Raw genomic sequence first — 14,032 nt, forward strand, 5'->3', positions numbered from 1 at the left:
CGTCCCGGGCTTCACGGTCACGGCCGAAGTCGACTACCTCAACGCAGGCAAGTTCGACGACGCCGACTTCTCCAACTTTACCGGCGCCGACAAGAAGAGCAGCATCGGCGGCATCCTCCGCTTCCAGCGCTCGTTCTAAGGGCTATCGCTTCGTGACATCGAAACCCGGCGGGCAACCGCCGGGTTTTTTATTGGATTTACTACTGGGCGATTCCGCACCGGAGGGAGCACACCAGGTGTTTGGATCAGGCAGGCAGCAAACGGTTGCTGATTGCGTCTCACTTAAGAGGAAAGAATCCAGCATCGCGGATCTAGCTTCGCGCAACTTGCACCCGCCTACTGACCGCGCTAGCAAGAAGCCCCTTCCCTCACGCGAGCTTTTGCCATGCGTCTGCGCCCTCCCCTTATGCCGCTCGTTGCAGCGCTTCCGTCGACCGTGCCGTTTGTCGGCCCCGAAGCGCAGGAGCGCGAGCGCGGGCGTGCGTTCCGCGCCCGCATCGGCGCCAATGAGAGCAGCTTCGGGCCGTCGCCGCGCGTCATCGCCCGGATGGCTGAGATCGCGCGCGACATGTGGATGTATTGCGATCCGGACAATCACGACCTGAAGGTGGCCGCGGCCGCGCATCACAATTTGAAGGTCGAGAACGTCGTGGTCGGCGAAGGCATCGATGGCCTGCTCGGCCTGGTGGCGCGCATGTATGTGGCGCCTGGTGATGCGGTGGTCACTTCGCTCGGCGCCTATCCCACCTTCAACTTCCACATTGCCGGTGTCGGCGGGCGGCTTGTCACCGTGCCCTATGCGAACGACCACGAGGATTTGGAAGGGCTGCTGGCTGCGGCCGCCAGGGAGAAAGCGCCGCTGGTCTATCTGTCCAATCCGGACAATCCTATGGGAAGCTGGTGGGAAGCGGCCGAACTGACGCGCTTCATCGAAGCGCTGCCGGAAACCACCATGCTCGTGCTCGACGAAGCCTATGGAGAATTGGGGCCGGCCTCCGCACTGCCGCCCATCGACGTCTCGCGGCCGAACGTCATCCGCATGCGCACCTTTTCAAAAGCTTACGGGCTTGCCGGCATACGCTGCGGCTATGCGGTCGCCGAGGCCCAGGTGATCAGCGATTTCGAGAAGATCCGCAACCACTACGGCGTCAGCCGCATGGCGCAGGTCGCGGGCGTCGAGGCGCTCGCCGACCGGGATTATCTGGATTCAGTGGTGGCGCGGGTGGCGGCAGGGCGCCGGCGCATCGCGCAGATAGCCGAACAGAACGGGCTGACGCCGCTGCCGTCGGCGACCAATTTCGTCACCATCGATTGCGGCCGCGACGGCGCTTTCGCGCTGAAGATCCTGCAAGGCTTGTTGTCGCGCGACGTCTTCATCCGCAAGCCGATGGCGCCGGGGCTTGATCGTTGCATCCGCGTCAGCGTCGGACTGGACCACGAGCTCGACATTTTTGCCGAGGAACTGCCCGGCGCACTGGCCGCCGCCCGTGGAAACTAAACGAGTGTTGCCATCGCGGCGACACCTGCCGGCCCGTCAGAGATCCAACTCCCAGTTCTGGCCGGTCAGTTCCTTGCCGAAACTGTGATGGCGCTCCTGTGAAACCAGTCTGAACCCGGCGCGCTCATAAATCGCGCGGGCGGCGACCAGAATGTCGTTCGTCCACAGAACGAGCTTGATGTAGCCGCAGGCGCGCGCCTGGTTCACGCATTCCGCGACCAGACGTTTGCCGATGCCCAACCCGCGCGCCGCAGCCTCGACATGCAGCAGCCGCAGTTTCGCGACCTCGTCGTCCTGGTGAACCAGAAACACCGCGCCAAGCGGGACGCCGGCGCGTTCGGCAATCCAGCAGAAATCGCGCCCTGGCTTGAAATTGCGGATGAAGTCGGCTCCGATTTCGGCAACCAAGGCTTCGAACTCGATGTTCCAGCCATATTCCTCGGCATAGAGCTGGGCCTGACGCTGAACCACCCAGCCAATGTCGCCGACGCGATGCGGACGCAACGTCACCACCGGGGCCGCCGCCTGGCCTTCAGCCGCCGGATCGCCCAGCAGCTCCGCTGCCTTGCGCAAGGCGTCGCTGAGTTCGGCCAAGCTGTGGTCGGGCAGGTTCTCGATAAGCCGTGAGGTGTCGCGGTCCGCCGCGGCCTGCAGACCGGCAAGGGCGGCCCGCCCCCTTGCCGTCAGCGACAGGATACGCCTTCGCCGGTCGACCGGATCGGTCCGGGTCTCGGTCAGGCCCTCGCCGGCGAACTTTCGCAGGATCCGCGTCAGGTAGGCCGCGTCGAGACGCAGTTGCTTGGCGATGTCGGAAGCGGCCGGACCGATGTCGATGTCGAACACTCCGGAAAGGAAGCTTCTCTCACCGGCGATTTCCGCCGCCGCCGGGCGATCCCGGTGGCCAAGCTCGAACAGGACACGCGCCTCGGTGAGCGTGAACGGGCTCTGCGTCAAGGTCTCGTCGAGAAGGCCGACAGTGCGGGTGTAGAAACGGTTGAAGTGCCTGATATCGGCCACCAAGGCACTGCGTTGGTCCAGCATATGCGTTCAGCCCTTGATTATGATGATGGCCATAGTGTGAGAAATTTAGTGGACTGAGTCAATTAAATTCGAGCTCGACTCGGGCCCCCTCCTCCATCCTCGTTCGACCGGCCTGTTGCATTCCCCGTCGCCTGCGCCAGATTCCAGCAGACAAGCCTCGGGAGAGACAAAATGGCTGACGATCGCAAGGCAGTGCGTGTGCGGGCCCACGGCAAGGTGCAAGGCGTCGGCTACAGGATCTGGGTCCGAAGCCAGGCCGCCAGCCTTGGGCTCGCGGGCTGGGTGCGCAATGAAGCGGACGGCTCGGTGACCGCCGAGATTGCCGGCACAGGCGAGGCCGTCTCGACCATGGTCGGCCGGCTTTGGAAAGGACCGCCGGGAGCGTCCGTTTCCGGGGTTGACGTTGAAGATGCGGCGTCCGGCAATCTCCTTACCGGCTTCCGGATCGACGCGTGACGCGGGTTTCGGCATAGCTCTTGAATTAATTGAACGTTCGTTTTATTAATTCACGTCAAGGAGGCTAATTTGGCGCGCACGACCGGATCCGATGGCGGGAAGACCGAGGCGGCAGCCCGCGAGGCGGCGGTCAACCTGATCGCGCGGCTCGGCTATGAGGCGATGTCGATGCGCCAGCTGGCGGCCGAAGTCGGCGTGCAGGCGGCCGCGCTCTATCGCTATTTCCCGACCAAGGAGGATTTGCTGTTCACGCTGATGCGCGAGCATATGGAGGAGTTGATCGCAGCCTGGAACGCCGCACGGCCCGCCGATGCCGATCCGGCAAGCCGGCTTTCGGCCTATGTCGAGAACCACATCGCCTTCCACATCGCCCGCCGCCATGCGACGCATGTTTCGAACATGGAACTGCGCAGCCTGTCGCCCGAAAGGCTGACGCAGATACTGCGGATGCGCACGGCCTATGAGAAGGAACTGCGCGCCATTCTGCGTGACGGCGCCGAGGCCAATGTGTTCAGCGTCGAAGACACCGGCCTCACCGCCATGGCGCTGATCCAGATGATGACCGGCGTCATCGTCTGGTTCAGGCCGGGCGAGCGGCTGTCGATCGCTGAAGTCACGGCGATATATCTTTCGATGACAATGCGGCTCGTCGGCGCGAGGACCGACGCCTACAGCGCCGCGCGTCCGTTTGGACGCGCAAAGGATGCTGTAGCACTTTGATTTTCGCGCATGACCTTTCCGAAAATCCAAGGCGATTTTTCGGGGTCGTGCGGCAGGAGGAACCGGGATGTACACGAACACGCTCAGCTTCGGGCATGACGAGGATATCGAGGCGTTGCGCGACCTGGTGCGGCGCTTCGCCCAGGACAGGATCGCGCCGATCGCGGCGGAAATCGACCGCTCGAACGAATTCCCGGCGCATCTCTGGGCGGAACTCGGCAATCTCGGGCTCCTCGGCATCACCGCCGATCCCGAGTTCGGCGGCAGCGGCATGGGCTATCTCGCCCACGTGATCGCCGTCGAGGAGATCTCAAGGGCCTCGGCCTCGGTCGGCCTGTCCTACGGCGCCCACTCCAATCTCTGCGTCAACCAGATCAACCGCTGGGCGACGCCGGCGCAGAAGGAGAAATTCCTGCCGCCGCTTTGCTCGGGCGAGCGCGTCGGCGCGCTGGCCATGTCGGAGCCCGGCGCCGGCTCCGACGTCGTCTCGCTCAAGCTGCGCGCCGAAAAGCGCAACGACCGGTACGTGCTCAACGGCACCAAGATGTGGATCACCAACGGCCCGGACGCCGAGACGCTGGTGGTCTATGCCAAGACCAATCCGGAGCGCCATGCGCGCGGCATCACCGCCTTCATCGTCGAAAAGGCTTTTGCCGGATTTTCGGTTGCGCAAAAGCTCGACAAGCTCGGTATGCGCGGCTCCAACACCGGCGAACTGGTTTTCGAAAATGTGGAGGTGCCGTTCGACAACGTGCTGCACGAGGAAGGGCGTGGCGTCGAGGTTCTGATGTCCGGCCTCGACTACGAGCGCACGGTGCTGTCCGGTGGCCCGATCGGCCTGATGGCCGCCTGTCTCGACGTCGCGGTGCCCTATGTGCATGAGCGCAAGCAGTTCGGCCAGGCGATCGGGGAATTCCAGCTGGTGCAGGGCAAACTCGCCGACATGTACACGACGATGAACGCCGCGCGCGCCTATGTCTACGCGGTCGCCGCCGCCTGCGACCGCGGCCAGGCCAGTCGCAAGGATGCCGCAGGCTGCGTTCTTTTTGCCGCCGAAAAAGCAACGCAGATGACGCTTGACGCGCTCCAGCTTCTGGGCGGCAACGGATACATCAACGACTATCCGACTGGCCGGCTGTTACGCGACGCCAAGCTCTATGAAATCGGTGCCGGCACCAGCGAAATCCGGCGATGGCTGATCGGCCGCGAGATCATGGCGGAGGGGGTATAGCATGGCTGTCCTCCAGACCCAGATATCCTCCTCCTCCGATACCTTCCACACCAATGCCGAACGCATGCGGGTGCTGGTCGCCGATATTGCGGAAAAGGCCGCGAGCGTCGAGCGCGGTGGCTCGGAGGAGGCGCGCGAGCGCCACGTCGCGCGTGGCAAGCTGCTGCCGCGTGAGCGGCTGGCGCAATTGCTCGACACCGGCTCGCCCTTCCTCGAGATCGGCCAGTTCGCCGCGTGGTCGATGTATGGCGAGGATATTCCGTCCGCCGGCATCATCGCCGGTATCGGCCGCGTCGAAGGCACGGAAGTGATGGTCGTCGTCAACGATGCCACGGTGAAGGGCGGCACCTATTACCCGCTGACGGTGAAGAAGCATCTGCGGGCGCAGGAGATCGCGCTGCAGAACAATCTGCCTTGCGTCTACCTGGTCGACAGCGGCGGCGCCAACCTGCCCAACCAGGACGAGGTGTTTCCCGACCGCGAGCATTTCGGGCGCATATTCTACAACCAGGCCAACCTGTCCGCCTCAGGCATCCCGCAGATCGCCTGCGTCATGGGCTCGTGCACGGCGGGCGGCGCCTATGTGCCGGCAATGTCGGACGAGACGATCATGGTGCGCAACCAGGCGACCATCTTCCTCGGCGGCCCCCCGCTGGTGAAGGCCGCCACCGGCGAGGATGTCAGCGCCGAGGATCTCGGCGGCGCCGACGTCCATACACGGCTCTCCGGTGTCGCCGACCACTACGCGCTCGACGATGAACATGCGCTGGCCATCTGCCGGCGCATCATCAAGAACCTCAATCGGAACAAGACAGTAAGCCTTGCCGTGCGGAAACCAATTCCGCCGCTTCATCCCGCAGATGAGATCTACGGCATCGTGCCGACGGATCTGCGCCAGCCCTATGACGTGCGCGAGGTAATCGCGCGCCTCGTCGACGGTTCGGAGTTCGATGAGTTCAAGCAGAATTACGGCACCACGCTCGTCACCGGCTTTGCCCATCTTCACGGCATGCCGGTCGGCATCATCGCCAACAATGGCGTGCTGTTTTCCGAAAGCGCGCTGAAGGGCGCGCATTTCATCGAACTGTGCTGCCAGCGCAAGATTCCGCTGGTCTTCCTGCAGAACATCACCGGCTTCATGGTTGGGCGCAAATATGAGGCAGGCGGCATCGCCAAGGACGGCGCCAAGCTGGTGATGGCAGTCGCCACCGCCCGCGTGCCCAAGGTCACCGTGATCATCGGCGGCTCGTTCGGCGCCGGCAATTACGGCATGTGCGGGCGCGCCTACTCGCCCCGCTTCCTGTGGATGTGGCCGAACGCCCGCATTTCTGTGATGGGCGGCGAGCAGGCGGCGACGGTGCTGGCCATGGTCAAGCGCGAGGGCATCGAGCGCAAGGGCGGCGAATGGAGCGCCGAGGAGGAAGCCAAGTTCAGGAAGCCGATCCTGATGAAATACGAGCATGAAGGCCACCCGCTCTATTCCTCCGCAAGGCTATGGGACGACGGCATCATCGATCCGGCAAGGACACGCGAGGTGCTGGCCCTCAGCCTCTCGGCCGCGCTCAACGTGGAGATCGAGGAAACGCGCTTCGGCGTGTTCAGGATGTGAGATGGGCAAGATGCAGGACAGGATCCGCATTCACATCGGCGACATCACCAGGCTGGATGTCGACGCCATCGTCAACGCGGCCAATTCCTCGCTGCTCGGCGGTGGCGGGGTGGACGGCGCCATTCACCGGGCGGCGGGGCCGGAACTCCTCGCCGAATGCCGCACGCTCAACGGCTGCAAGACCGGCGATGCGAAGCTGACCAGGGGCTATCGGCTGCCGGCCCGCTACGTCGTCCATACGGCCGGTCCGGTCTGGCAGGGCGGCGGCGAGGACGAGGCGGAGTTGCTCGCCTCCTGCTATCGGCGCTCGCTCGAAATCGCCGCCGAGAAGGAATGCCGCTCGGTCGCCTTTCCGGCGATCTCGACGGGCATCTACCGCTATCCGAGGGATGAGGCGGCAGCAATCGCTGTCGGCGCCGTAAACAGCTTCTTGAGCCGAAATACGACGCCGCAGACCGTCATCTTCTGCTGCTTCGACGAACAAATGGCGGAGCTATACCGCAAGGCCGTTGCATCCTCGAGGCAAACGCAGGCCACGGAGGCTCCATGTTCACAAAGATCCTGATTGCCAATCGGGGCGAGATCGCATGCCGGGTGATCCGCACGGCGCGCAGGATGGGGGTGCGCACCGTCGCCGTCTATTCCGATGCCGATGCGAAATCCCTGCATGTCGAGATGGCCGACGAGGCGGTGCATATCGGTGCCTCGCCTGTCAGCGACAGTTATTTGCGCGGCGACAGGATCGTCGCGGCTGCCTTGGCGACAGGCTCGCAGGCCATTCATCCCGGCTATGGCTTCCTGTCGGAAAATCCTGATTTCGTCGACCAGGTGGCGGCCGCGGGGCTCACCTTCATCGGCCCGTCGGCGGCCTCTATCCGCGCCATGGGGCTGAAGGATGCCGCCAAACGGCTGATGGAAAAGGCCGGCGTGCCCGTGGTGCCGGGCTACCATGGCGAGGCGCAGGAGATCGTGGTCCTGGCCTCCAAGGCACGCGAAATCGGCTACCCCGTGCTGATCAAGGCGCGCGCCGGCGGCGGCGGCAAGGGCATGCGCCGGGTCGAGCACCCCGATGAGTTCTCCGAAGCGCTGTCCAGCGCGCGACGCGAGGCGAAATCCGCCTTCGGCGACGACCGTGTGCTGGTGGAAAAATACATCGACAAGCCGCGCCACATCGAGGTGCAGGTTTTCGGCGACAATTTCGGCAATGCCGTCCATCTGTTCGAACGCGACTGCTCGGCGCAGCGACGCCATCAGAAAGTTATCGAGGAAGCCCCCGCCCCCGGCATGACGGAGGCGTTGCGCAAGGCGACGACCGAGGCGGCGGTGAAGGCCGCCAAGGCGATCAGCTACTGCGGCGCCGGCACCATCGAATTCATCGTCGATGCCTCGCAAGGCCTGAAGCCTGACCGCTTCTGGTTCATGGAGATGAACACGAGGCTGCAGGTCGAGCACCCCGTCACCGAGATGGTCACCGGCACCGATCTGGTGGAGTGGCAGTTGCGCGTGGCATCCGGCGAGAAGCTGCCGAAAACGCAAGGCGAGATAAAGCTTGCCGGTCACGCCTTCGAGGCGCGCCTCTATGCCGAGGATGCCGCAAGGGAGTTTCTGCCTGCGACCGGCACGCTGCATCATCTGAAATTTCCCGACATGGTCCCCCAAGGGGCGGCCATGCGTGTCGAAACCGGCGTGCGGGCCGGCGACGCCATTTCTCCCTATTATGATCCGATGATCGCCAAGCTGGTGGTGCATGGCAGGGACAGGCCGGCTGCGCTGGAGGCACTCGGCGCGGCGCTTGCGCGAACCGAGGTCGCCGGTTCGATCGTCAATACCGCCTTCCTCGCCGCACTGGTGACCGATCCGGACTTTTCGGCGGGCGATGTCGATACCGGCCTGATAGGCCGGCATCAGCAGGCGCTGACCGAGATTGCGCCGCCGAGCGGCGAAACGGTCGCGGCCGCGGCCATTGCGGCCTCCGGGGCGGGCGCGCTGACACCATCGGACGATCCATGGTCGTCGCTTGCCGGCTACACGCATTTCCATGGCATGGCGCGACGGATCCGGCTGAGGTTTGGCGATGAGGATATTCTGGCAAAGGTTTCGGTACGGCCAGACCGCCGTTGCCAGGTGACGCTCCATGCACCCTATGACAGTGCCAATTCGCATGACCTTCGCGCCGTTCCTCGCCTTGCCCGCTGGCCAGGCCACATCACAATATTCGAAGGCGCGATCGGCTATACCTTCGCGGTACCGGACCCGTTGGCCAGAAGCGATGATGCGGCGGCGGCGTCAGGCAGCTTGCGCGCGCCGATGCCGGGGCTGGTCAAGCTGGTGCGGGCGACAAAGGGCGATACGGTGATGAAGGGGCAACCGCTGCTTATCCTCGAGGCGATGAAGATGGAGCATACCATCGCCGCGCCGCATGATGGCGTGATCGCCGAGATCGCCACCGAGGGCGCCCAGGTTACCGAGGGCACCGTGCTGGTGCGGTTCGAGGATATGCAAGGCTGACAGCCTCGCTGCCGGATGCCAAGCGTCCCTGTCCTGCCGGACAGAGAGAGGCGCCGTAGAATGTCGACCGCCGTTATATGTCCATTGCAAGACACACAGGCAGAAATGAAATGGCCGGGACGAGCCCGGCCATCATCAATATAGGCAGCGATTACGGCTGGATCGGCGCGTACTTGCCGTCGTGCCACTGGTTGATGTCGTAGCTGGCGTTCTTGAGGTCGCCCTTCTCGTCGAAGGTGACATTTCCGACAACCGTGCTGATTGGCTGCCCGTTCTTCAGCGCCTCGGCCACCTTGGCCGGATCATCGCTGCCGGCACGCTTGATGCCTTCCGCAAAGGCCTGGATCGTGGCGTAAGAGAACAGCGTGAAGCCTTCCGGCACGAAGCCGCCGGCTTTGATCTTTTCGACGGCTGCCTTGGCTTCCGGCTTTGCCTGAGGATCCGACGGGAAGACGAACATGGTGCCTTCGCCGGCCGGGCCGGCAACCTGCCAGAACTCCGGCGAGGCTATCGAATCCGGCATGATCAGCTGGAACTTGATGCCCTGTTCCGCCGACTGGCGCAGGATCAGGCCAGCCTCCGGGTGGTAACCGCCGAAATAGACGACATCTGCCTTGAGGTCCTTGAGCTTGGTGACGAGCGCCGAATAGTCCTTTTCGCCGGCATTGATGCCTTCATAGTCCACTTCCTTCAGGCCGCCGGCGTTCATCGTCGCCTTGACCGCGTCGGCAACACCCTGACCGTACGCACTCTTGTCATGCAAGATGACGACGTTCTTGCCGGCATATTTCTTGGCGATCCACGGACCGATGAAGGCGCCCTGCGCGTCGTCACGCGTATAGAGGCGCATGATCGTCGGCCAGCCGGCCTTCGCCGCGGCGTCGGTCAGCACCGGGTTCGAGGAGGCCGGGCTCATCATCAGGGCACCGGCTTCGGCATAGACGGCGGACGCGGGAATGCTCGATCCCGAGCAAGCGTGGCCGTCGATGAACTTGACGCCGTTGGCGACGATACGGTTGGCGACCGAAACCGCCTGCTTCGGGTCGCACTGGTCATCCTCGATATCGAGCTTGATCTGGCGACCGTCGACACCGCCGGCGGCATTGATCGCGTCGGCGGCAGCCTGCGCGCCCTGCTTGAACTGGTCGCCGATGGTGGCGAGCTGTCCGGTCATCGGACCGACCACCGAAAAGGTGATGTCGTCGGCAAAGGCGACCGGCGTGCTCATCATCAGGCCGAAAATGGCCGCGTTCAAAATACTCAATTTTTTCATTGTGGTATGACTCCTCCACTCACGCGCGGCCGCCCCGGCCACGCTTCTTCCAGAGAGGCCGGACAATTTCATCCTTCGTGTGGCCTGTCTAGGCGCATTGGCGGCGCTCGATTGGGCCTGCGAAGCATCGCTGGAGCAAAAAGGCAAAAGCCGCGCCGGCCTTGTTCCGGCCGGTCGCGGCTTTGCCTGTCGAGCTGTTTCTCAAGCGCCCCCCGCACTCGAACCCAACTCGCCTTCCCTGTCTTCCTGTTGCCCTGATCTTTCCGAAAACCGGATCATGGCCGCCGCGCCGCTGGCCTTGTCAGGCGTGCCGCGTTCTTGGTTTTATTGCGTGGCCGTCTTGCCGCGGCCTTGTCCTTGTCCGGCGACCGGAAGGCTGCCCTGCCTTATATTCAGTGCATCGTCATCCATTCGCGGGCCTCGCGCAGCGCCTTGGCGATCTCGACCTTCGACATCGCAGCCGACAGTTCCGAGCGCAATTCCGCGGCGCGGGCCGAACCCTTGATCGCGGCGATGTTGAACCATTTGTGGGCGGCCACGACGTCGGTCTCGCAATCGCGGCCGGTCGCATACATCATCCCCAGTTCGAAAAGAATGTCGGCCTGGGCGGTTGCCCCCATGGCGCCGAAGCCTGCTTCAAGCATTTCAAAACGTGCCATTTTTCAATCCCCTGTTCCGGCCCTGTCTGGCTCCCGAGAGCTGCCTCCGTTTATCTGTCCGGGCCGCTCGTTCGATGCTTTCGAGAATGCCGCGCAGGCTTGAATCCGTCGTTAAATGGCGTGCTTAATTTGAGGAAAACAAAGCTAAAACAATAGGTAAACATGGAAATTCGTTAAGGATACAAAGCCAGCGATTCAGCCCGATTGCGCCAAATTTGACGAAAATTTCCGCGACCGGAATCAACACTCCGCTAACCACGCGAAACAAACACGAGGTTACGTATGCACTCAGTTCCCTGCCGACATTGCTTCTTTTGGCGGTTCTGAAATCGCCGGGGCTTCCGCAGCGGCACCGCTTTTGTTTTGCTGGAAGCTGGATTAGCTTACGTTTGCGTAAGCGGCAGACCGGTGAGGTGGAGCCTTCTGCCCGGTATCCAAGGGAGGAAAGATGTTTCGAAAAGCAAGCCTGGCCCTGGCGGCCATTTTGATCCTGACCGGTGTGGCCTGGGCCGATCCGATCGAGGGAAACTGGAAGACGCAGGCCGGCGATACCGCGGCCATCGGGGGCTCGGGTTCATTTTCCATCACGCTGAAGTCTGGCAAATATGCCGGCAAGACCATCGGTTCGCTCAAGGCGTCCGGCGACAACAAATACACCGGCAGCATAACCGACCCGGCAAACGACAAGACCTACTCCGGCAAGGCGACACTGTCGGGCACCTCGCTGAAAATGAGCGGCTGCGTGCTCGGCGGGCTGATCTGCAAGAGCCAGACCTGGCACAAGCTCTGATCGACCCCATCCTCGCGACATGAAAACGGGGCCGGCAGGCCCCGTTTTCGTTCCATGATCCTGGCATGCCGTGCCGGCGGCCATGCTCCTTATGGCCAGCACCGCCTCAAAACCCATCAACCAATTTGAACGGCAGATGAACGCCGGCATCAGAGCCGGTTCAGTCGTGCCCGGGCATTCTCCTGCGTGTTGAAGGAGACACGACCAATGCTCGCCCGCCGCTTCACCATCGTCTGCCTGCTGGTGAGCCTGTTTGGAATGTTCTTCGCCATCCTCGTCGCCGAAGCGGGCCGTTCGGCCCGTTCCTGGGACGAGGCCAGTTCCAGAACCTGCCGCCTCGCCTGCCCGACCAGCCTTCGCCCCTAAAGACAGAAACCAAAGACCTGACCAAACCAAGACCTCGAAAGAAAAGCCAAGACCATGAACCGCATCGCCGCCAACCTCTTCAAAACCGTTCGGCTTCTGCCGCGGGCGGCGCTCATCCTGGCGTTTCTTGCCGCACCGGTCCTGGCCGTGCCGATGATGCGTGCCGATGCCGAGTCCACGATCGACGCCCCGGCACTAAAGAAATCCGGCGTCGGTTTCGTACTGCTGGTCAGCCTGCAGCGCGGATAAATTGCGCCTTCGATCGGGACACCCCTCCCAACCGCCTTTCCAAATCTCTATATTGGGCCATGGAAAAGCGAATCTATCCCCAGGCCATCGAATCTGTGGTCATGCCCGAGCCTTTTGGCCGGCAAAGCTTCGACACCGCCGAGAAGGCGGTCGCTGCGCTGCAAGCCCTCTACGACCGCAACACCAAGTTCCTGCGCGACTCCTTCGCGGCGCTTGCCGCCGGCGGCGACAGCAGCAAGCGCTACCGCGCCTTCTACCCGAAGATCGGCGTCACGACGAACTCGTTCACCCAGATCGATTCACGCCAAGCCTATGGCCACATGCCGACGCCGGGGCATTTTTCCACCACCATCACCCAGCCGGGCCTGTTCGAACGCTATCTGGTCGAGCAATTGCGTCTGATCATGCGCAACCACGGGGTCGCGGTCACGGTCTCGGAATCGACAACGCCCATCCCGCTGCATTTCGCCTTTCTCGAAGGCACACATGTCGACGGAACGGCGGCCGAGCGTATCCAGCGGCCGATCCGAGACCTGTTCGACGTGCCGGATCTCGACGGTACAGACGACCAGATCGCCAACGGCACGTTCGAAGTGGCGTTCGGCGAACCAAGGCCGCTAGCGCCGTTCACCGCGCAGCGGATCGATTATTCCCTCCACCGGCTGTCGCACTATACCGCGACCACGCCGCAGCATTTCCAGAATTTCGTGCTGTTCACCAATTACCAGTTCTATATCGACGAGTTCGTAGCGCGCGCCCGCGACCTGATGGAGAATGGCGGCGGCGGATATGCCGAATTCATCGAGCCGGGCAACGTGGTCACCAAAGCCGGGCAGAGCGCGCCGAGCGAAGGGGTGGCGCCGCAGCGCCTGCCACAGATGCCGGCCTACCACCTGAAGAAGCCGAACCATGGCGGCATCACCATGGTCAATATCGGCGTCGGCCCCTCCAACGCCAAGACGATCACCGACCACATCGCGGTGCTGAGGCCGCATGCCTGGGTGATGCTCGGCCACTGTGCGGGCCTGCGCAATACGCAGGCGCTGGGGGACTATGTGCTGGCGCATGCCTATGTGCGCGAGGATCACGTGCTGGACGACGACCTGCCGGTCTGGGTGCCGATCCCGCCGCTGGCCGAAATCCAGGTGGCATTGCAGGAAGCGGTGGCCGAAGTCACCGGCCTATCGGGGTACGATCTCAAGCGCATCATGCGCACCGGCACTGTCGCCACCATCGACAACCGCAACTGGGAACTGCGCGACCAGCGCGGACCGGTGCAGCGGCTTTCGCAGTCGAGGGCGATCGCACTTGACATGGAATCGGCAACGATCGCGGCCAATGGCTTTCGCTTCCGCGTGCCTTACGGCACGCTCTTGTGTGTCTCCGACAAGCCGCTGCATGGCGAACTGAAGCTGCCCGGCATGGCGACCGAGTTCTATAAGCGGCAGGTGGCGCAGCACCTGACCATCGGCATCAGGGCGATGGAAAAGCTTTCGGAAATGCCGATGGAGCGGCTGCATTCGCGCAAGCTCAGAAGTTTTTCGGAAACGGCCTTCCAGTAGCCGATCTGCGCGCCGCCAGAGCCATTCGCCGTCTTGCCGGCGATTCGCTATCTTGCCAGCAATTCGCTAT

At 63.1% G+C, this 14,032-nt stretch carries 14 protein-coding genes and 1 pseudogene; 12 read left to right on the forward strand and 3 right to left on the reverse strand.

Going from position 1 to position 14,032, the window contains the following annotated elements; genetic code table 11:
- A pseudogene (locus tag FJ964_RS31570) lies at window positions 1-139 on the forward strand (porin); the annotation flags it as partial.
- 246 nt (window positions 140-385) lie between these two features.
- Window positions 386-1,498, forward strand: coding sequence for a pyridoxal phosphate-dependent aminotransferase (locus FJ964_RS28530; protein ID WP_140553870.1), 1,113 nt, complete (start codon window positions 386-388; stop codon window positions 1,496-1,498).
- A 36-nt stretch (window positions 1,499-1,534) separates the two neighbouring features.
- Here FJ964_RS28530 and FJ964_RS28535 read toward each other — a convergent pair whose 3' ends face one another.
- Window positions 1,535-2,539 carry a helix-turn-helix domain-containing GNAT family N-acetyltransferase gene (locus FJ964_RS28535; RefSeq protein WP_140553872.1) on the reverse strand — a complete coding sequence of 335 codons (1,005 nt, stop codon included), beginning with the start codon at window positions 2,537-2,539 and terminating at the stop codon, window positions 1,535-1,537.
- 171 nt (window positions 2,540-2,710) lie between these two features.
- On the opposite strand from FJ964_RS28535, the gene FJ964_RS28540 reads away from it, so the two are divergent.
- The 6 genes from FJ964_RS28540 to FJ964_RS28565 all read left to right on the forward strand — a co-directional run bounded on the left by FJ964_RS28540 (window position 2,711) and on the right by FJ964_RS28565 (window position 9,063).
- Window positions 2,711-2,995, forward strand: a complete 285-nt coding sequence (locus FJ964_RS28540; protein WP_140553874.1) for an acylphosphatase — start codon at window positions 2,711-2,713, stop codon at window positions 2,993-2,995.
- 69 nt (window positions 2,996-3,064) lie between these two features.
- The gene (locus FJ964_RS28545; RefSeq protein WP_140553876.1) at window positions 3,065-3,715 is read left to right on the forward strand and encodes a TetR/AcrR family transcriptional regulator; all 651 of its coding nucleotides are present in this window, start codon (window positions 3,065-3,067) and stop codon (window positions 3,713-3,715) included.
- Window positions 3,716-3,782: 67 nt separating this feature from the next.
- On the forward strand, window positions 3,783-4,946 hold the full coding sequence (locus FJ964_RS28550; protein WP_140553878.1) for an isovaleryl-CoA dehydrogenase: 1,164 nt from the start codon (window positions 3,783-3,785) through the stop codon (window positions 4,944-4,946).
- A gap of 1 nt (window position 4,947) precedes the next feature.
- On the forward strand, window positions 4,948-6,555 hold the full coding sequence (locus FJ964_RS28555) for a carboxyl transferase domain-containing protein (protein WP_140553880.1): 1,608 nt from the start codon (window positions 4,948-4,950) through the stop codon (window positions 6,553-6,555).
- Between the two features lies 1 nt (window position 6,556).
- On the forward strand, window positions 6,557-7,120 hold the full coding sequence (locus FJ964_RS28560) for an O-acetyl-ADP-ribose deacetylase (RefSeq protein WP_140553881.1): 564 nt from the start codon (window positions 6,557-6,559) through the stop codon (window positions 7,118-7,120).
- Complete coding sequence (locus tag FJ964_RS28565) at window positions 7,102-9,063, forward strand: acetyl/propionyl/methylcrotonyl-CoA carboxylase subunit alpha (RefSeq protein WP_140553883.1); 1,962 nt, start codon at window positions 7,102-7,104, stop codon at window positions 9,061-9,063. Before FJ964_RS28560 ends, FJ964_RS28565 begins: the two co-directional genes overlap by 19 nt.
- Window positions 9,064-9,214: 151 nt before the next feature.
- Here FJ964_RS28565 and FJ964_RS28570 read toward each other — a convergent pair whose 3' ends face one another.
- Both FJ964_RS28570 and FJ964_RS28575 read right to left on the reverse strand, forming a co-directional pair.
- A complete protein-coding gene (locus tag FJ964_RS28570; RefSeq protein ID WP_140553885.1) occupies window positions 9,215-10,336 on the reverse strand; it encodes a branched-chain amino acid ABC transporter substrate-binding protein in 1,122 nt (373 codons plus the stop codon).
- A 392-nt stretch (window positions 10,337-10,728) separates the two neighbouring features.
- On the reverse strand, window positions 10,729-10,995 hold the full coding sequence (locus tag FJ964_RS28575) for a sel1 repeat family protein (protein ID WP_010915070.1): 267 nt from the start codon (window positions 10,993-10,995) through the stop codon (window positions 10,729-10,731).
- Window positions 10,996-11,443: 448 nt separating this feature from the next.
- On the opposite strand from FJ964_RS28575, the gene FJ964_RS28580 reads away from it, so the two are divergent.
- From FJ964_RS28580 to FJ964_RS28590, 4 genes are all read left to right on the forward strand, one after another.
- Entirely contained in the window at window positions 11,444-11,785 is a 342-nt protein-coding gene (locus FJ964_RS28580) for a DUF2147 domain-containing protein (RefSeq protein ID WP_140553887.1), read from the forward strand.
- Between the two features lie 207 nt (window positions 11,786-11,992).
- Window positions 11,993-12,151 (forward strand): hypothetical protein, encoded by a 159-nt coding sequence (locus FJ964_RS31120; RefSeq protein ID WP_181172646.1) that lies wholly within the window; start codon window positions 11,993-11,995, stop codon window positions 12,149-12,151.
- Window positions 12,152-12,205: 54 nt separating this feature from the next.
- Window positions 12,206-12,400: a hypothetical protein gene (locus FJ964_RS28585; protein ID WP_140553888.1), complete on the forward strand. Its 195-nt coding sequence runs from the start codon at window positions 12,206-12,208 to the stop codon at window positions 12,398-12,400.
- Between the two features lie 101 nt (window positions 12,401-12,501).
- Window positions 12,502-13,962, forward strand: a complete 1,461-nt coding sequence (locus FJ964_RS28590; protein WP_224713397.1) for an AMP nucleosidase — start codon at window positions 12,502-12,504, stop codon at window positions 13,960-13,962.
- The last annotated feature ends 70 nt before the right edge of the window (window positions 13,963-14,032 follow it).

The organism is Mesorhizobium sp. B2-3-2 (assembly GCF_006442295.1).
Lineage (GTDB): Bacteria > Pseudomonadota > Alphaproteobacteria > Rhizobiales > Rhizobiaceae > Mesorhizobium.

Bases quoted from the DNA above. Each gene is read 5' to 3' on its own strand.
- FJ964_RS28535 (WP_140553872.1), bottom strand. From the start codon at position 2,539: ATGCTGGACCAACGCAGTGCCTTGGTGGCCGATATCAGGCACTTCAAC.
- FJ964_RS28585 (WP_140553888.1), top strand. From the start codon at position 12,206: ATGAACCGCATCGCCGCCAACCTCTTCAAAACCGTTCGGCTTCTGCCG.
- FJ964_RS28550 (WP_140553878.1), top strand. From the start codon at position 3,783: ATGTACACGAACACGCTCAGCTTCGGGCATGACGAGGATATCGAGGCG.
- FJ964_RS28580 (WP_140553887.1), top strand. From the start codon at position 11,444: ATGTTTCGAAAAGCAAGCCTGGCCCTGGCGGCCATTTTGATCCTGACC.
- FJ964_RS28565 (WP_140553883.1), top strand. From the start codon at position 7,102: ATGTTCACAAAGATCCTGATTGCCAATCGGGGCGAGATCGCATGCCGG.
- FJ964_RS28555 (WP_140553880.1), top strand. From the start codon at position 4,948: ATGGCTGTCCTCCAGACCCAGATATCCTCCTCCTCCGATACCTTCCAC.
- FJ964_RS28540 (WP_140553874.1), top strand. From the start codon at position 2,711: ATGGCTGACGATCGCAAGGCAGTGCGTGTGCGGGCCCACGGCAAGGTG.
- FJ964_RS28570 (WP_140553885.1), bottom strand. From the start codon at position 10,336: ATGAAAAAATTGAGTATTTTGAACGCGGCCATTTTCGGCCTGATGATG.
- FJ964_RS28530 (WP_140553870.1), top strand. From the start codon at position 386: ATGCGTCTGCGCCCTCCCCTTATGCCGCTCGTTGCAGCGCTTCCGTCG.
- FJ964_RS31120 (WP_181172646.1), top strand. From the start codon at position 11,993: ATGCTCGCCCGCCGCTTCACCATCGTCTGCCTGCTGGTGAGCCTGTTT.
- FJ964_RS28560 (WP_140553881.1), top strand. From the start codon at position 6,557: ATGGGCAAGATGCAGGACAGGATCCGCATTCACATCGGCGACATCACC.
- FJ964_RS28575 (WP_010915070.1), bottom strand. From the start codon at position 10,995: ATGGCACGTTTTGAAATGCTTGAAGCAGGCTTCGGCGCCATGGGGGCA.
- FJ964_RS28590 (WP_224713397.1), top strand. From the start codon at position 12,502: ATGCCCGAGCCTTTTGGCCGGCAAAGCTTCGACACCGCCGAGAAGGCG.